Below are 15,743 nucleotides of genomic sequence, written 5' to 3'. Positions count from 1 at the left end.
ATGGATATTATCTAACTGTAGAATGAATATTCTGATTCTTCTACAATTAGAATCGCTAGTGTCTCTCTCCGACAATCTACCGATAGCAACACTGTTCGACCAACTGTTCAGCTTCGTTCATCTATCGATATTGAGTAGTACAGCGTTTATGGATGTATAGAATCGGAGTGACCAAATCAAAGAGGTCGTAGACGTTTGTAATCAGTCTAGCAAAGACTGAATTCGGTCGATTGCATCGCCCACTTCGGGGTCCACATCGTCGTGATCCATCTTCGCCGCGATCAGAGGGCCATCATTTTCTTTGATGAATTCTTGGCTGAGGATCTCTTGGAACACTTCCTCAAGAATCTCTGCTGGCTTTTCTCTGTCTCCGTATTTTTCCAGGAGTTCTTCAATGGCATCCACATCCGCTCCGAGATGGCTCGCTATTGCATCGGGACTGAGTAGGTACGACTCGATTCCGTAACCCTCCCAGACGAAAACGTCCTCCTTTGTTACTTGCCAGTCACCGCCCGGAGCGTTTATGGCTTGGAGCAGTTCGTTCTGTTCGATCCGAGGCTCGTTGTCGTGAGAGTCCACAATGAACAGGAAGGGAATATCGAATTCTGAAACCAGTTTGACGAGGGACTGACCATCCGATTTGATGTTCCCCTCGCCCTCTAAGTCGATGATTCTGATACCGTTATCCTCGAGTGAGAAACCACACCCCTTAGCGAAGTTCGAGATTACCCGTTTGTCTGAGAGTCCTTCCACGAACACGACTGCTCGGGACTGCAGTAGACGACTCTTCTCGTAACCCAGCACCGACATCGCTTCGTTCTCAACGTCTTCATCGACCTTGCTGAAAACGGTATCTCCGTCTTCTCTGGTAGCCTTGATCAGCCGAGAAGAGTCTCCAGAGTCTATGAATACCTCAGAATGTGTTGTCAAGATAATCTGCGTGTCTGTTTCTTCGGCCACCTGTTTGATGGTGTTATAGATAGTTCGCTGAGCACCGGGGTGCAGGTGCGTTTCTGGCTCCTCGAGTAGGAGCAAGTCTGTTTGAGTACCTGCAGTTTCGAGTTCCGTAAGAAGAGCGAGAATCTGCTGAGACCCCGCTGAAATATCTCTCAAGTCGAATTCAGCTTTTTCTTCGTGAACCACTACAGTCGTCTTAGTATTGTGGTCTGTTTCTATTGGCGTGCTGAGGCCCGTGACGCCTTCCATAATCTCGACAAACGAGTTCTCTATTGCTCTGAACGTGTCTCTGTCGTTGTTCGAGAGTGTGTGAAGAACTACCGCAAGATTATTCGATTCGCTATCAAGTGAATAGGCTTCTTCGACTGGACCACGTGGGTCTGGATGGCGGAAAGGGCTCGTCCACTTCCAAGACTCTAGACAATCCGCTAAGAATCTCCGAAATGAGATCCCTAGTACACTGTGTGTATTCTGGACATCACCAGTCCTACTAGAGGACCAGCTGATCTCAGGAAACTTAGATAGATTTGCTGTTTCTAAGGAAATTGTATTGTCATCTCGAAAATTTAAAAGAGAGACAACGTGCATCTCTCCATCGTAGTTGGCTTCGACCTTTGCAGAACCAACTCCGTTGCTATTTACTGTGAACTCATGAGCAATTTTAGACGCAAAATTCTTCTTCGGCTGTTCTCCTAGTTCATAGGTACTTCTATCGATTTCCTCAGTGAACTCCGCTATCTCGTCCTGTTCTAGTGAAAACTCTACTCTTACTGTAAGCGGGTCGGAGTGCCAATTCCGTGCAATCTGTGAATAGCGGTCCTCAAAGCTAGCGGTCCCCACACCAAATTCTCGGTAATCCTTGAGTGCATGGAGAATATTCGACTTTCCAACGTTGTTCCGACCAAACAGAATCTGCAGGTCGTCAACGTCGAATGTTACTTCTTTGAAGCTACGGTAATTTTCGAGATGTATCTGTTCCAGTCTCATGCTAATCAAGTCCGGATTTCGTATGCGGAGAGATTCACTATCCGTGAGTACGATACCTCCTTATTTGGATCTTATTGAATGCCCGAGAAATCTCTACGACAGTACGAGAACAGTCTGTCGTCAATAGATCCTCAGAGAGGGATAGAGTTAAGCAGAAAAATATCAATTATCCTCTAACATGAGCGACGAGAAGGAATGTTTCTTTATCGCACCTATTGGCGAGGAGGGAAGCGACATACGTGAACGGTCTGACACGCTCTTGGAGTACGTTGTTGAGGAAGCCGTTACTGACTACGGATACTCGGTGAAACGAGCGGACCAGTTAGACGAACCGGGGAGCATCACGAGCCAAATAATCGAGAAGACGGTCGAGAGTGACTTGGTCGTCGCAGACCTCACCGGCCACAATCCAAACGTCTTCTATGAACTGGCGGTGAGACATGCGACGGGCAAGCCGTACATTCAACTCATTCACAAGAATGAGTCAATTCCATTCGACATTGCTGACTTGAGAACTATCAAATACGAGTTGGGGGTTAAAGAGGCAAACGACGCAGCGGACGCTATCCGTGGAGTACTGAAACTGATAGATAACGGAGATACAACCTTCGATAACCCGATATCCCGGTCGGCCGAGATGCGTTCACTCCGAGAAAGTTCAGACCCAGAAGACCACAATCTTGCAGATATACTACAGGTTGTTTCGAGTTTAGAACGCAAGATGGACCGTCTAGAAAGAGACCTCGGAGATAATCGACCGATTCACACTCAGGGAGGAGGACTGAAAAAAGAGATAATACGAAATAAAAATGGTGACAAAATAGAAATCGTAGAAACAGAAGATAATATAGAAAAAATCTCGAATGCCTTGCAGAACAAAGATACTTCGATAGAGGATATGGAAGAAAATCTTCAGAGACTTGGAGTGGACGCAAAGATTATTGATTCATAGACGTTTCTCACACTATTCGATTATTCGTTCAATTCCACTCATCAGTGAGTAATCGCGTCTCTGGCAGGCCATGGATAGGTAAGCGTACTATTGCTAGCCGATTCGCTTGTACGCCCACTTCAGGCATATAAACAGAAAGTCTACTGCCGAACATGCCAGTCGGCCATCAAGGAACGAAGCGAACAATCCGACTCTACAACGGAGAGCGAGTCGGCGTCGAAATCAGTAGCGACCGAAATTTCTCGGCGCGAATCGACATCACGCACGATGGGACACGCTGGTCCTACGGCGTCGTAGGCGACGACGTACGGTTGATTACGGCATTCGACGATGACGAGTGCGTCGAGGAACCCGACGACCCGGATTTTCTGCAGGACGTGCTTCTGGAGATTGGCCTCTGATGGATGAGAGACTACGAATCCGGGTCTGTGAGTTCATCTTCATCGACTTCACCCTCGATAAACTCGCGCCCAAAGTCAGTCAATTCGTAGATTCCACCATCGTTCGAGAAGAGACCTGCCGACTCAAGCGCGCGGAGTCTACGGTTGACGTAGTTGCTGTCGTATCCGATATTATACGCGACAACTTTCGCAGTAGCCCCAATATCGTGTTCCTCGAAAAAGAGGAATATCTCGTAGTCTACGTTCGAGAACCACGAGATGTGTTGGACCATTCTTCGGAGACGGCTATTCAGCGTGATGGAAAAATCACACCTATCGTCGTCAGGTTCGATACTCATAGGTATCAATCAATTACAGCTATAGCTGTTAAGAATTATATATCATCGGTCATATTGGGGATACAGACGACTCTCGCCGGGTCTAACAGGTCCGAAAACTCGGGCCCCTGCTGGAGGCAGAGACCCGAAAGAGGGCCGTCACCTACGATGACGACCCAACCGAAACTCGCCGAGGGCGATGAAAAAGCCCCCGAAACGACCGACGAATTGACGACCAACTGCCCGGTGTGCGACGCGGCTGTCGACGGTTTCAGCGCTCGCGCTCCGGGTCGACGGACTGCCGAACCGTGCGGTCACGAACTCGGCTTTAGACCTGCTTCCGAACTCATGAGTAACGACAACACCGATCCGAACGCGGGGAAACGACTCATCACCGACGGCGGCCACGACCCCGTCGACGCCATCGCGGGCTTCATCCGCGAGAACGTCGACCCCGGCGACTGGTGCATCTACACGGCGAAACGCATCGCGAAGGGCACCGAACTGTCCGGCGCGGAGGCGGGCTACTGGTGCTCTCGCATCGTTGGTTCGGACCCGCGCTTCGACCCGATCGACCTCGACCCCGACCTCGTTCTGGAGCGATACACGAACAACAGTTGCACTGTCCGCTGGCGCGTTCGTCACCTTCGCACGGCCCGACTGGTCGCGGACGGCGGTGTCCGCTGGGGTGACCTCACCGAGTTCCAGCAGCGTCTCCTCCTGGAGACCATCGCGTTCGAGCGCGTCGAGGACGAGCCGCCGATCGGACTCGAACTGAAGGAGATTCTCTCGGCGTTCTACGAGCAGGAGGTGAACCACGGTCGACTGTATCCGAACCTCGATACGCTCGTCGAGAAGGGGCTGATGGAGAAGCGTCAGGTCGACCGGCGGTCGAACCACTACGTTCCCACTTCGTCGGGACGAGATCTCGTCCGGCGGACGATGAAGGATGCTGTCTCGCGTGTTCTCGGTGGCGAGGTCTCTGGACTGGCTGCCACGGATGGTGGCCGAGATGAGTGATGCCGTCGAACTCCTCGAACGCGCTGAGGAGGAGGTTCGTCACACGCGCTCGCGTGAACTCATCCGTGAGGCGCTTCAACTCGAGACTGCGACGGCTGACGACTTTGCTGGCGTCGAGGACGGAAAGGAGATGACGATTCTCTCGCTGTCCGACGACCAGTTCGACGCGGTCGACGGCGAGGGCGCGGCGGAGTTCCGTATCGGTGACCTCATCATCCTCGTCGTTCGCGACGGTCGTATCGTCGCTGACCGACTTGACGAGGAAACCGACACCGAGCTTCGTTCTGTTGGTGTAACTCGGGGGATTCTCTGAGATGAACAATACTCGCGATAGCACCGACGTATCAGAGGAGGCGGGTGAGTGAACGCACCGACAGACCTCACTCCACGCGACGCTGTCCGCCGCTACCTCGACCGTCGGAGTACCGAACTCTCGGAGTCATCGGTCCGAACATACCGGTACCGACTGAAGCTCTGGGTCGAGTGGTGTGAGGACGAGAACATCGAGCGCGTTGAGGAGATGAACGGCTGGACCTTCGAGCGGTTCGAGGCGTTCCGCGCGGGGCAGGGGATTGCGTCGCCGACGCTCCACGGAGAGATGGAGACGCTGAAGGGGCACGTCGAGTACCTTGAGCGTATCGAGGCCGTCGACGACGGACTCGCGAAGAAGGTCCACGTCCCGGATGTCCCGGAGTCGGAGATGTCTCGCGATACGATGCTTCGACCGGAGGACGCCGAAGATCTGATTCGGTTCTACCGGACGAACGACCACGTCTACGGTTCGCGTTTCCACGTCATCCTCGAACTCGCGTTTCATACGGGTGCGCGGCTCGGTGCGCTTCGCGGCCTCGATCTACGCGACTACCACTCCGACGAGCAGTTTATCGAGTTCGTTCATCGTCCAGAGACCGAGACGCCGCTGAAGAACCAGCGGAGTGGTGAGCGCTCTGTGTCGCTACTTCCGGAGGTCTGCGACGCGGTCGATGCCTACGTCGCTCATCACCGACCGTCGGCCCACGACGATTTCGGTCGTTCTCCGCTGCTGGTCACCAATCACAAGAACCGTGTGTCGGAGAACGCGTTTCGGTCGTGGATGTACCGAGCGACGCAGCCGTGCGTCGCGGGCACGTGTCCTCACAACTACGACCGAACGACGTGCGACTTCAGGAGTCACTCAGAGGCGAGCAAGTGTCCGTCCTCGAGGGCACCGCACCACGTCCGCACGGGTTCGATTACGTGGCACAGGGACCGAGGCTTTCCTCCAGAGGTGACGGCAGAGCGCGTCAACGCCTCTCAGGAGGTCATCGAGAAGCACTACGACAAGGCTTCCCAGCGAGAGCGGATGGAATTGCGTCGTCGCCCTCACTTGGGGAAGCTCAAGATCGACTGAGCCTGTTCCAGCAGGCTCGCCGAACGGAATGAGCCAGACATCCTACCACGCGGTCATTTCAGACCATGAACCATAACACGTCAGATTTGCTGACTCAGCGGATAGAGGTACTGTACGGTGAAAAATTATCGGGTGGTTGCGGCCCGGGCGGTCCCACTATTTCTGTCCGAACGAAGTGAGGACGAAATCGTCACGAGCGACCGGATTTGAACCAGCGAGCGACCGGAGAGAGCGAGTGAGGTTCACAATCCGGGCGGTCCCATTCCACCTTTTTACTTCGTCGGGTGCGCTTCGCACACCCTCCTCGTAAAAATCTGGACCAAAAAGAAGCCGAGACTCGCTACGCTCGTCTCGGTACAATGCTCTCGACAGCCCAGACGGCGGTTCAAGTCCGGGCAGTCCCATAATTCTCCGAGACCCAGCGGAGACACTCGTCCGAAGCCGGAGACCCGAGCGACGCGTTCCAGTCGCCACCGCTCTCGGGACAGGTGTGACCGAAGACTACTCCGAGAGACCGGCCCGTTCGTACACCACGCCCTCCGACGTCACCCGCACGAACCCGCCGGCGTACTCGAAGCCGAGGACGACGTTCGCCCCCGGGTTCTGCACGACCGTCTCGACGGCGTCGGGGTCTATGACCTCCGAGACGGGCGGCAGGTCCATCACGTCACAGTCGTTCACGTCTGCGACGACCGAGACGATTTCGTGTATCACGTGCTCTTGCGACGGGTCGTCGTCGAACTCTGCGCTAGCGTCGGTGGGCGGGCGTTCCTCGAACATCAGCGTTGCTCCCGGTTCTCGGGCGCCTCACGTCGAGGACGCGTTCGAGAACCTTGTACGGCACCGATACATCTGCGGACGTGAAAATAGTGGGGGGCGGCCGGGGAGCGTCAGTCGTTCATGTGCGCCTGCTCGAACGGGTACGGCGGCAGGCGGAGTTCGTCGAGTCCGGGGAGGTGTTTGACGTTGAACACGACCTGCATCTCGTCGGAGAGGGGGCGACCCATACAGGAGAGGCGGATGTCGCTGTCGAGCATCGTCGACGGGAGGATGTGGTCGCCGGGGGTGTCCATCTCGCCTTCGAAGACGGCGACGGCGCAGTTCGCGCACGCCCCGCCGCGGCAGGCGTAGGGCCACGCGTACCCGCGGTTCTCGGCGGCTTCGAGGAGCGTCTCGTTCGGACGGACTAAGAACTGCCCGTAGTCCTCGTGGTCGAGTCCCGCCGCGGAGGCCTTCTCGAACAGGTCGTCGTCGCCGAGGTCCCAGCCGTGGTCGTCGATGACCTCGTAGTTCAGATACTCCACGCGGGCCGCATCCGGGTCGTCCTCGCCGTCGGCGGACGCGGAGTCGGCATCGCCTCGCCGGGCGGCCTCCCCTCGGGTGGCCTCCCGTTTGCCGTTCTCCACGGGTGCGTCTTGCTCCGGCGTGTACCCGTCTTTGACCGCCTCGTAGGCGGTTCGAAGTCGGTGAAATTCCTCGACGGACCCGCCCTGGTCGGGGTGGACGTCGATGACGCGCCGTCGGTACGCACGGTCTATCTCCGCGTCGTCTGCGTCCGGGTCGACACCGAGAATCTCGAACGGAGAATCCACGCCGACGCTTAGGAATCAGTACGTAAATCCTCTCCCCTCGCGGTAACCTGTCGGCCGCCGACGGACGGAACGAGTCGGCGGACAAATTCTCAAAATCGGGAATTACTGGCATACCTATAACTATCCTCGTCGTGCAGTTTTGAGTCATAGCCGAGGCCACACTGTGTCACGAGAGCCACCAGACGGAGACGAGGGCGAACTCGAAACCGTCGACGACCCGCAGCAGAACCGGTCCACAGACCAGACTCCCGACGAGGAGCGACCGGCCGGTGTCGTCGTCGACGAGTCCGCAGAACGCCTCGAACCGGACGCGTTCGTGAAACGCGTCGTGGAGACGGCGCTCACGGACCCCGTCGCCGCGGGCGACGCCGTCGGCGACCTGTTACGCATCGTCCGCGACGGCGACGACGAGGCGCAGACGGCCGCCGAGGAAGCACTCGACTTGCTGGGACTCCTTCGCCCCGTCGAGTTCGAGGTGTGGGTGGACGACGTCGTCGCGTTCGCGTCCGACGACGACGACTACCGCTCGTTCGTCGGCCTGCGCGCACTCGCGCAGTTGTCCGCGGTCCGCCCACGGGTGGCCGCGAAGGGACTCGAAGCCGCCGTTCGACGTCTGGAGACGCCGCACACGCCGACTCGACAGGCCGCTCTCGCCGTCGTCGGCGAGGTGGGACAGGCGTTTCCGGAGCGAGTCGCGCGGACCGACAGACAGGTCATGGCCGCCCTTCGAGCGGACGACCCGTCGGTCAGACTCGCCGGCGTGATGACCGCCGGGAAACTGCTCGGCGCGGAACCGCAGCGGTTCCCCCGGACGGTGACGGCGCTCCCGGAGACGTTCGAGGACGACGACGAGGTGGTGTGGGAGTACGCTCACGCCGCCCTCCTGCACTTCGTCCGAGAGCATCCCTCGCAGGTGCCCGAGAAGCGGCGCGTCGTCGAACGACTCGCGAACGTCTCCGACGAGGAACTGCACGTCCGCGAGGGGTCGACGAAGGACGCGATGACGACGCTCTTGGCCTACGAACCCGGCTTCGACCTCTGAGTCGGCGAGGCGGCCACCGGACCAACGTTCAAGTACGAACGGGCGGCCACAGTCGCCGTGTCCCGAACCTCGACGCCGTTCTCACACCTCGGACGGGCCGCCTACTGCCCGCGACAACTGTACTACGCCGAGCGAGACGACGACCACGCGCCCCCGCCCGAGGTGGAACGGGTCCGCGAACTCGCCTTCCGCTACGAGGAGTCGCTGCGTGCCGACGACGACGAACTCCGTTCGCACGCGCTCGCGGTTGAACCCGCGGCGTACCGCGAGAATCTCGCCCGCCTCGCTCGTCGCGACGACTGGACGGAGTTGGCGCGGCCGACCCACAGAGAGCGGTTTCTCCGCGGACGCGACTGTCACGGCGTCGCCCACAAGGTGCTCGACGGCGACCCGCCGGTCCCGACCATCGTCTCGCCGGGCGACCCGCCGGAGCGAGGCGTGTGGGAACCGCAACGCGTCCGCGCCGTCGCCGTCGCGAAGGCGTTGGCGTGGGAGGAAGAGCGGGAGATTCCGCGGGCGATGGTCGAGTATCCGGCCCACGGCGTCGTCCGAACCGTCCGGCTCACGACGCGGAACGCGGGCGCGTATCGGCGGACGCTGTGGACCGTCCGGCAGATGGCGGGCGTCCCGCCCCGAATCGGCGACTCCGACAAGTGCGCCGCCTGCGACTACCGAACGACGTGCGGCACGAAAACCCGGTCGCTGAAGTCGCTCTTGGGGCTCTGAGACGACGGGAGAAGACAGAGAAACGTAGCGTGGAACGGTACGGTATCAGTCGTCGACGGTCGGCGGCGCGTCGGCGCGGTCCGTGAGCCACGTCTCCACGTCGTCGGCCAACGCACCGCGGCGATGAATCACGTTTCGGCCGGGGTCGACGACGGTGCTCTCGGTGCCGCCGGGCGTGTCACCGGCGTCGAGGACGGCACCCACCGCCGACCGGAGGCCGGCGTCCAGTTGTGCCGGGTTCGTCACGCTCGGGTCGCCGCTCCGGTTCGCACTCGTCGCCGTCACCGGCCGGTCCGCGCGTCGGTAGAACTCGAGCGTCACGTCGTAGTCCGGGATTCGGACGCCGACGCGGTCACCGCCCGCGGTGACGACGTCGGGGAGGTCGGGGCCGCGTGCGACGACGACGGTGACGGGGCCGGGGAGGAACGCCTCCATGAACTCGGCTTCGAACGCCGTCGGGCGGGTGTACTCGCGCGCGGTGGCGACGTCGGGGACGCCCACGGAGAGCGGTTTCTCGCGTGCGCGGCCTTTCAACTCGAAGATTCGTTCGACGGCGTCGGCGTCCGTCGCGTCGGCACCGAGGCCGTACACCGTCTCGGTCGGATAGACGACGGCGTCGCCCGCGCGGACCGCACGGGCGGCCTCCGCTATCGACTCGTCGAAGTTCGGCATCGCTCGTGTGGACGCGGTACGGAAAGAAGAGAGTGCCGAAGCGGACGTATCGGCGCGTCAGGCGTGTTCGGAAACGGCGTCGGCGACGTCCTCGTAGTCGGGGAACTCGGGCCACTCGCTCGCGACCCACGCGTACCGGACGGTCCGGTCCTCGTCGAGGAGGAAGACGGCCGGGCGGTGTTCGGTGACGCCCGTCATGCCGTCGAGGGGGTTCTCGATGCCGTAGTCGGCGGCGACGCCCGCGGCGGGGTCCGAGTAGAGCCGAACCGTCGCTTCGACGCCGCGTTCTTTCAAGAGCGTCTTGTGCTCGTACGGCGAGGAGATGGAGACGCCCACGGTCTGTATCTGCTCGGGGATACCGCGGTCGCGCAGGTTGTTCCAGACGTACGTCGCGGGGAACGCCCCGTCCATCGTGTGGAAGACGAGGAGGACCGGCCCCTCGTCGGTGAGTTCGGAGAGCGAGACGTCTTCCCACGACTCGGCGTTCACGAGGGGGCGCGTGAAGTCAGGGGCCGTCTCGCCCACCTCGGGATGGTCCGACTCGGGCAACTCGACGACTTCGAAGTCGACCATCAGGCGACACCTCCGGCGTCGGCGTCGGCGCCGTCGCCGTACGTGTTCTGCAGATAGTCGACGATGTTCGCGGACTCGGACATCGTGACGCCGGTGTTCTCGTCGACGATGGCCGGGACGGTTCGCTTCCCGGAGATGCGCTTGACCACGTCTCGGTCGGAATGCATCGGTTCGACGAACCGCGACTCGTAGGGGAGATTCAGTTGCTTCAGGACGCGGACGACCCGTTCGCAGTAGGGGCACGCCTGAAGACGGTACAGCGTAATCACCGATTCGTCGCCCGTCATGGGGCCACGTACGGTCGTCCCGCGCCTAAGGGCTTCGACCCCGGAATCACCCGCCGCGAGCGGTCGAAACCCGAAAAACATCCGCTCCGTCGTGCCGGAGAGGGCAACTCTTAATTCCGGGGCCGGACAAAAAGACGTATTTGCATGGGTTTGTCGCCGCTCGAACCATCTATCGCTGCTCAGCATCGCCCTCCGGGCATCGCGGATGCAGCAGCGCCCGTCCAGACCGCAGGCATCGTGAGTGACGTGACCAGGTACGTGGCGGGGGTGTTACAGCTCCCGGTCCTCGACGAGACGACCATCACCATCGCCGGAGCCCTCGCCATCGTCTTCCTCATCGGCCTGTCGGCGTTCTTCTCCTCCTCGGAGATAGCGATGTTCTCGCTCGCGAAACACCGCGTCGACTCGCTGGTCGAACGCGGCGTGCCGGGCGCGAAAGTCGTGAGTGAGCTCAAATCCGACCCGCACCGACTCCTCGTCACCATCCTCGTCGGGAACAACATCGCCAACATCGCGATGTCCTCTATCGCGACGGCGATAGTCGGAATCTACTACGACGCGGGAACGGCCGTGCTCATCTCGACGTTCGGCATCACGACGCTCGTGTTGCTGTTCGGCGAGAGCGCGCCGAAGTCCTACGCCGTCGAGAACACCGAGTCGTGGTCGCTTCGCATCGCGCGGCCTCTCAAGTACTCGGAGTACGTGCTGCTCCCCCTCGTCGTGTTCTTCGACTACCTGACCCGAGTCATCAACAAGGTGACCGGTGGCCGGTCGGCCATCGAGACGTCGTACATCACGCGCGACGAGATTCAAGACCTCATTCAGACCGGCGAACGCGAGGGCGTCATCGAAGAGGAGGAACGCGAGATGCTGGACCGCATCTTCCGGTTCAACAAGACCATCGCCAAGGAGGTGATGACCCCGCGTCTGGACATGACCGCCGTGCCGAAGGACGCGCCGGTCGACGAGGCCATCGAGACGTGTGTCCAGTCCGACCACGAACGCGTCCCCGTCTACGACGGCAACCTCGACAACATCATCGGCATCGTCAACATCCGTGACCTCGTCCGCGAACAGTTCTACGGCGAGGGCGACAGCAAGTTGGCCGACATCGTCCAACCGACGCTGCACGTCCCCGAGTCGAAGAACGTCGACGAACTCCTCACAGAGATTCAGGATAGCCGCCTCCAGATGGTCATCGTCATCGACGAGTTCGGGACCACGGAGGGGCTCATCACGCTCGAAGACATGGTCGAAGAAATCGTCGGCGACATCCTCGAAGACGACGAAGAGGAGTCGTTCGAGGTCGTCAACGAACACGAGACGCTCGTTCGCGGCGAAGTCAACATCGACGAGGTCAACGAGATGCTCGGCCTCGACCTCCCGGAGGGCGAAGAGTTCGAGACGCTCGCGGGCTTCATCTTCAACCGCGCGGGGCGACTCGTCGAAGAGGGCGAAGAGATCGAGTTCGAGGGCATCACCATCCGCATCGAACAGGTGGACAACACGCGCATCATGAAAGCCCGCATCACCGTCGACGAGTCCTACGACGCCGACGAGGAAGAGGAGACGGAAGCCGAGATACAGAACGAGTAGCGCCGGTCGAGCGGCTTTTTGACATTTTCGGACAGTTCAGACGAGAAGCAGCACCGCGAGGAGGACGACGGCCAAGGCGCCGAGGACGACGGCGAGTGCGTACGCCGCCGCGACGCCGAAGGAGTCGCCGTCCGCGTCGGGCGCGACCCGACGCGAGAACACGCCCGGCGCCGGGAGCGCCCGCGCCGGTGCCGACAGCGAGTAGAGCGTGAGGACGAACCCACCGACGCCGACGAGTCCGGACGCGAGGCCGAGGAGCGTCAGTCCGCGCGCGATACCGAGCGCGACGAACGAGACGCCGAAGACGCCCCAGAACGTCGCGTAGACGACACGGCGACGGCGGTCGTGTCCGCCCGACTGGGCCGGTTGCCCGAGTGACGACGACGGCATACGAGAACTACGTGGCGAGCGTTCATGAGCGTATCTGGCGCCTCGACGACTCGCGAGGGGAGGAAAGGAGAGTCGTCGACGACCCGAGCGACGCCGACCTCAGACGGAGACGACGAGGCGGACGAGGCGGAAGATACCGTACGAGAGTCCGAACGCGAGGGCGAGCGACCCGACCCACGCGAGGACCGTCTTCACCATCTTCTCTCTGCTGACGCCCGCGCCGCCCGCGGCGTACCCGCTTCCGACGATGGCGCTGACGATAATCTCGTTGAACGAGACGGGGACGCCGAGGGCGACGGCTATCTGTGCGATGGCGAACGAGGGAATCATCGCGGCGATGGACCGACGCGGTCCGAGCGAGGAGTAGTCCTGCGCGAGCGCTTTTATCATCCGCGGCGCGCCGGTCCACGACCCGACGAGGAGGCCGAGACCCCCGCCGACGAGGAGCGCCGGGAGGGGGATGGCGACCGTATCGAGGAGGGGAACGAGCGGTCCGATGGCGAGTCCGACCTGACTTCCGCCGGCGGAGAAGGCGACGAGGCCGCCGAGGACGAGGAGGAAGCGACGCTGTCCCTGCGCCTCGTCGCGGACCATCTCGCGGCCGACGAGTCCGGCGGAGAGGAGGGCGAACGCCACCGTCACGAGGGCGACGCCGAGCGAGACGCCCGCGACGTCTATCCGCGGGAGTGCCCGCGCGACGAACTCCGCGAGCGAACCCGCGGGTTGGCCCTCGGTACCGAACACGGCGAAGTCGATGGTCGCGACGATGCCGCCGACGATGCCGCCGAGGGCGGGGACGGCGACCCGTTCGGAGACGGACTCCTTACGGAGGAGTCGCGCCGTCGCGTAGGCCGCGCCGCCGCCGACGAACGGGGTGAGAACCCACAGCGAGACGATCTGTTGGTACTTCGCCCACGCGGGCAGGCCGCCGTTGGCGAGGCCGACGCCGACGACGGCGCCGGTGACGGTGAACGCGGTGGCGATGGGGTAGCCCGCGAAGACGCCGAGCGCGACGAGGGCGGCGGCCGTGAGGAGTGCCACGGTGGCGGCACTGGCCGTCAGGACGTTTCCGAGGACGAGTTCGTTGCCGACGGCCTCCGTGACGTTCGCCCCCTGGAGGAACGCGCCCGCGAACCCGAAGATGCCGACGACGAACCCCGCGCGCATCACGGAGATGGCGTTCGCGCCGACGGCGGGTGCGAACGGCGTCGAACCGGACGACCCCGCGCCGATAGCCCACGCCATGAACAGACTCGCCAGTGCGGCGACGACCAGCGTCACCAGCGTTCCGAGCGCAACCATCGCGGCCTACTTCCCCCGGTATCCCTCGTCGAATCCTTGCCGCATCCCGGTCAGCGTCCGGCGGATGAACAGGTACGCGAAGAAGACGAACGCCAAGAGCAAGAGCAGAAAGCCGACGAATATCGGTTCGGAGAGTACGAACTCCACGAAGCCGTCGAGCAAGCCCTGCAGCGGACGGGCAGACATGGGCGGGGCTTTCCGGGGAGCGGGTAAAGCCGTTTCGCCGTCCTCGCGTCGACACCCCACAGAGAGGAGAAGACTCATGACCTCCGCTCGGAAATCGACTGGTTACATGGCCGACATCCTCCCCACTCGGCCCGACCCTCCAGAGGGCGACAAAGAGCCTCGCGTCGTCGGAATCGACAGCGACGAGGTGTCGGAGTTGCTCTCGGCCATCTCCTCGAACACCGCGCGAGCGATACTCTCCTCGCTGCACGACGAACCCGCGACCCCCTCGGAAGTCGCAGCGCGGGTGGACACCTCCATCCAGAACGCGCAGTACCACCTCGGTAAACTCGAAGACGCCGACCTCATCGAGTCCGGCGGGACGGCGTACTCCGAGAAGGGCCGCGAGATGACCGTCTACACGCCCGCCGACCGCGCACTCGTCGTCGTCGCCGGGAACGAAGACGACACCGGCGGCCTCCAGACGGTGCTCTCGCAACTGCTCGGCGGCCTCGGTGCCGTGGCACTCGGGAGCGTCGTCGTCGAGCGGTTGACGACGACTGCCGCGGGGCCGGGCGTCACCCTCGTCGACCAGAGCGAGTCGGCCGGCGGTGCGGCCACGGACGGCGGGTCGGCGTCGGGAGGAGGCGGCGACGACGGGGCGACGACGGCGGCCGACGCCGGTGGCGCGGGCGGCGCGACGAACGCGACGGCGGGGACGACGCCGACGGCCGCAGAGACGGAAGCGCCGGAACGAGCGACCGAAACTCCCGCCGAGACGGGAACTCCGACGGCGACGGACGGCGACGCCGGTGGGTTCGGCGCCGCCGAAGCGACGACGACGGAGGCGGGCGAGGCGACGCGGACGGACGCCGCCACCTCGATGGAGACGGCCACGGCCGCCGCCGAGACGGAAGCGCCGACGGCGACTGAGACGGCGCAGACGGTGACCGCGCGAGCGACCGAAACCGCCTCCGAGGCCACTCGAACCGCCGTCGAGACGTCGCTCGGGAGTGGGTCGGGCGTCGTCGAACTGGCGGCGCTGTCGCCCGCGGAACTGTTCTTCCTCGGCGGCGTCCTCACCCTCGCGGTAGCGACGGCGTACTGGATGGTTCGTAGGTGAAAACGCAGTTTGACTTTACGGTGCGTATATCCGCACGGGGAAACACCGACGAAGTGCAAGGTCTCACGGCGTTTCGGCCCTCCATCGAATCCGAACGCCGGACGCGGCACCGCGCGAGGCGCCCTCCACCGTCTCGCCCACGCGACGCACGCCCCCACTCCCGAATCGAACCGACCACCGGCGTCGCACCGCGTCCCGCGTCCGTGTGACCTGCACTGACATCCGAGGTGCGCCCTCCCCCACTCTTCCCC

Annotated in this window: 18 protein-coding genes; 9 read left to right on the top strand and 9 right to left on the bottom strand. The window is 61.7% G+C overall.

Annotation, left to right across the window (positions count from 1 at the left end; translation table 11 throughout):
* Nucleotides 1-201: 201 nt before the first annotated feature.
* The gene (locus BM282_RS01980; RefSeq protein ID WP_089876285.1) at nt 202-1,944 is read right to left on the bottom strand and encodes an AAA family ATPase; all 1,743 of its coding nucleotides are present in this window, start codon (nt 1,942-1,944) and stop codon (nt 202-204) included.
* A gap of 178 nt (nt 1,945-2,122) precedes the next feature.
* On the opposite strand from BM282_RS01980, the gene BM282_RS01975 reads away from it, so the two are divergent.
* The 5 genes from BM282_RS01975 (at nt 2,123) to BM282_RS01950 (ending at nt 6,024) form a co-directional block, all read left to right on the top strand.
* On the top strand, nt 2,123-2,896 hold the full coding sequence (locus BM282_RS01975; protein WP_089876284.1) for a hypothetical protein: 774 nt from the start codon (nt 2,123-2,125) through the stop codon (nt 2,894-2,896).
* A 152-nt stretch (nt 2,897-3,048) separates the two neighbouring features.
* Entirely contained in the window at nt 3,049-3,297 is a 249-nt protein-coding gene (locus BM282_RS01970) for a hypothetical protein (protein WP_089876282.1), read from the top strand.
* Nucleotides 3,297-4,634, top strand: a complete 1,338-nt coding sequence (locus tag BM282_RS18980; protein WP_175501334.1) for a helix-turn-helix transcriptional regulator — start codon at nt 3,297-3,299, stop codon at nt 4,632-4,634. The genes BM282_RS01970 and BM282_RS18980 overlap by 1 nt, the downstream gene beginning before the upstream one ends.
* The gene (locus BM282_RS01955) at nt 4,576-4,947 is read left to right on the top strand and encodes a hypothetical protein (protein WP_139229667.1); all 372 of its coding nucleotides are present in this window, start codon (nt 4,576-4,578) and stop codon (nt 4,945-4,947) included. The genes BM282_RS18980 and BM282_RS01955 overlap by 59 nt, the downstream gene beginning before the upstream one ends.
* A 48-nt stretch (nt 4,948-4,995) precedes the next feature.
* Complete coding sequence (locus tag BM282_RS01950; protein ID WP_089876276.1) at nt 4,996-6,024, top strand: tyrosine-type recombinase/integrase; 1,029 nt, start codon at nt 4,996-4,998, stop codon at nt 6,022-6,024.
* A 501-nt stretch (nt 6,025-6,525) separates the two neighbouring features.
* On the opposite strand, the gene BM282_RS01945 is transcribed toward BM282_RS01950, so the two are convergent.
* Both BM282_RS01945 and fer read right to left on the bottom strand, forming a co-directional pair.
* On the bottom strand, nt 6,526-6,804 hold the full coding sequence (locus BM282_RS01945; RefSeq protein WP_089876274.1) for a HalOD1 output domain-containing protein: 279 nt from the start codon (nt 6,802-6,804) through the stop codon (nt 6,526-6,528).
* Nucleotides 6,805-6,914: 110 nt separating this feature from the next.
* Nucleotides 6,915-7,616: a ferredoxin Fer gene (gene fer / locus BM282_RS18910; protein ID WP_089876272.1), complete on the bottom strand. Its 702-nt coding sequence runs from the start codon at nt 7,614-7,616 to the stop codon at nt 6,915-6,917.
* Nucleotides 7,617-7,779: 163 nt separating this feature from the next.
* On the opposite strand from fer, the gene BM282_RS01935 reads away from it, so the two are divergent.
* Together BM282_RS01935 and BM282_RS01930 are read left to right on the top strand one after the other, a co-directional pair.
* Nucleotides 7,780-8,658 carry an adaptin gene (locus tag BM282_RS01935; RefSeq protein WP_089876270.1) on the top strand — a complete coding sequence of 293 codons (879 nt, stop codon included), beginning with the start codon at nt 7,780-7,782 and terminating at the stop codon, nt 8,656-8,658.
* Nucleotides 8,659-8,715: 57 nt separating this feature from the next.
* Nucleotides 8,716-9,384, top strand: a complete 669-nt coding sequence (locus BM282_RS01930) for a CRISPR-associated protein Cas4 (protein WP_089876268.1) — start codon at nt 8,716-8,718, stop codon at nt 9,382-9,384.
* A 45-nt stretch (nt 9,385-9,429) separates the two neighbouring features.
* Here the strand turns inward: BM282_RS01930 and BM282_RS01925 are convergent, their stop codons facing one another.
* From BM282_RS01925 to BM282_RS01915, 3 genes are read right to left on the bottom strand one after another with little or no spacing between them, the layout of a single operon-like run.
* Entirely contained in the window at nt 9,430-10,056 is a 627-nt protein-coding gene (locus BM282_RS01925) for an L-threonylcarbamoyladenylate synthase (RefSeq protein WP_089876266.1), read from the bottom strand.
* A gap of 57 nt (nt 10,057-10,113) precedes the next feature.
* Nucleotides 10,114-10,629, bottom strand: coding sequence for a redoxin domain-containing protein (locus BM282_RS01920; protein WP_089876264.1), 516 nt, complete (start codon nt 10,627-10,629; stop codon nt 10,114-10,116).
* Complete coding sequence (locus BM282_RS01915; RefSeq protein WP_089876262.1) at nt 10,629-10,916, bottom strand: glutathione S-transferase N-terminal domain-containing protein; 288 nt, start codon at nt 10,914-10,916, stop codon at nt 10,629-10,631. Before BM282_RS01915 ends, BM282_RS01920 begins: the two co-directional genes overlap by 1 nt.
* Before the next feature lie 246 nt (nt 10,917-11,162).
* On the opposite strand from BM282_RS01915, the gene BM282_RS01910 reads away from it, so the two are divergent.
* Entirely contained in the window at nt 11,163-12,512 is a 1,350-nt protein-coding gene (locus BM282_RS01910) for a hemolysin family protein (protein WP_394327780.1), read from the top strand.
* A gap of 36 nt (nt 12,513-12,548) precedes the next feature.
* On the opposite strand, the gene BM282_RS01905 is transcribed toward BM282_RS01910, so the two are convergent.
* From BM282_RS01905 to BM282_RS01895, 3 genes are all read right to left on the bottom strand, one after another.
* A complete protein-coding gene (locus tag BM282_RS01905) occupies nt 12,549-12,902 on the bottom strand; it encodes a hypothetical protein (protein ID WP_089876258.1) in 354 nt (117 codons plus the stop codon).
* Nucleotides 12,903-13,001: 99 nt separating this feature from the next.
* Nucleotides 13,002-14,204 carry an inorganic phosphate transporter gene (locus BM282_RS01900; protein WP_089876256.1) on the bottom strand — a complete coding sequence of 401 codons (1,203 nt, stop codon included), beginning with the start codon at nt 14,202-14,204 and terminating at the stop codon, nt 13,002-13,004.
* Between the two features lie 6 nt (nt 14,205-14,210).
* Nucleotides 14,211-14,390, bottom strand: coding sequence for a DUF7859 family protein (locus BM282_RS01895; protein ID WP_089876254.1), 180 nt, complete (start codon nt 14,388-14,390; stop codon nt 14,211-14,213).
* 106 nt (nt 14,391-14,496) lie between these two features.
* Between BM282_RS01895 and BM282_RS01890 the strand changes: the two genes are divergently transcribed.
* The gene (locus tag BM282_RS01890; RefSeq protein WP_089876252.1) at nt 14,497-15,492 is read left to right on the top strand and encodes an ArsR/SmtB family transcription factor; all 996 of its coding nucleotides are present in this window, start codon (nt 14,497-14,499) and stop codon (nt 15,490-15,492) included.
* The last annotated feature ends 251 nt before the right edge of the window (nt 15,493-15,743 follow it).

This window comes from Halogeometricum limi (assembly GCF_900115785.1).
Taxonomy (GTDB): domain Archaea; phylum Halobacteriota; class Halobacteria; order Halobacteriales; family Haloferacaceae; genus Halogeometricum; species Halogeometricum limi.
The sequence above is the reverse complement of the archived record's forward strand: the minus strand, read 5'-3'. Positions and strand labels throughout refer to the sequence as shown.

Coding starts and splice junctions, on each gene's coding strand:
- BM282_RS01980 (WP_089876285.1), bottom strand. CDS start 1,944: ATGAGACTGGAACAGATACATCTCGAAAATTACCGTAGCTTCAAAGAA.
- BM282_RS01975 (WP_089876284.1), top strand. CDS start 2,123: ATGAGCGACGAGAAGGAATGTTTCTTTATCGCACCTATTGGCGAGGAG.
- BM282_RS01970 (WP_089876282.1), top strand. CDS start 3,049: ATGCCAGTCGGCCATCAAGGAACGAAGCGAACAATCCGACTCTACAAC.
- BM282_RS18980 (WP_175501334.1), top strand. CDS start 3,297: ATGGATGAGAGACTACGAATCCGGGTCTGTGAGTTCATCTTCATCGAC.
- BM282_RS01945 (WP_089876274.1), bottom strand. CDS start 6,804: ATGTTCGAGGAACGCCCGCCCACCGACGCTAGCGCAGAGTTCGACGAC.
- BM282_RS01925 (WP_089876266.1), bottom strand. CDS start 10,056: ATGCCGAACTTCGACGAGTCGATAGCGGAGGCCGCCCGTGCGGTCCGC.
- BM282_RS01920 (WP_089876264.1), bottom strand. CDS start 10,629: ATGGTCGACTTCGAAGTCGTCGAGTTGCCCGAGTCGGACCATCCCGAG.
- BM282_RS01915 (WP_089876262.1), bottom strand. CDS start 10,916: ATGACGGGCGACGAATCGGTGATTACGCTGTACCGTCTTCAGGCGTGC.
- BM282_RS01905 (WP_089876258.1), bottom strand. CDS start 12,902: ATGCCGTCGTCGTCACTCGGGCAACCGGCCCAGTCGGGCGGACACGAC.
- BM282_RS01900 (WP_089876256.1), bottom strand. CDS start 14,204: ATGGTTGCGCTCGGAACGCTGGTGACGCTGGTCGTCGCCGCACTGGCG.
- BM282_RS01895 (WP_089876254.1), bottom strand. CDS start 14,390: ATGTCTGCCCGTCCGCTGCAGGGCTTGCTCGACGGCTTCGTGGAGTTC.
- BM282_RS01890 (WP_089876252.1), top strand. CDS start 14,497: ATGGCCGACATCCTCCCCACTCGGCCCGACCCTCCAGAGGGCGACAAA.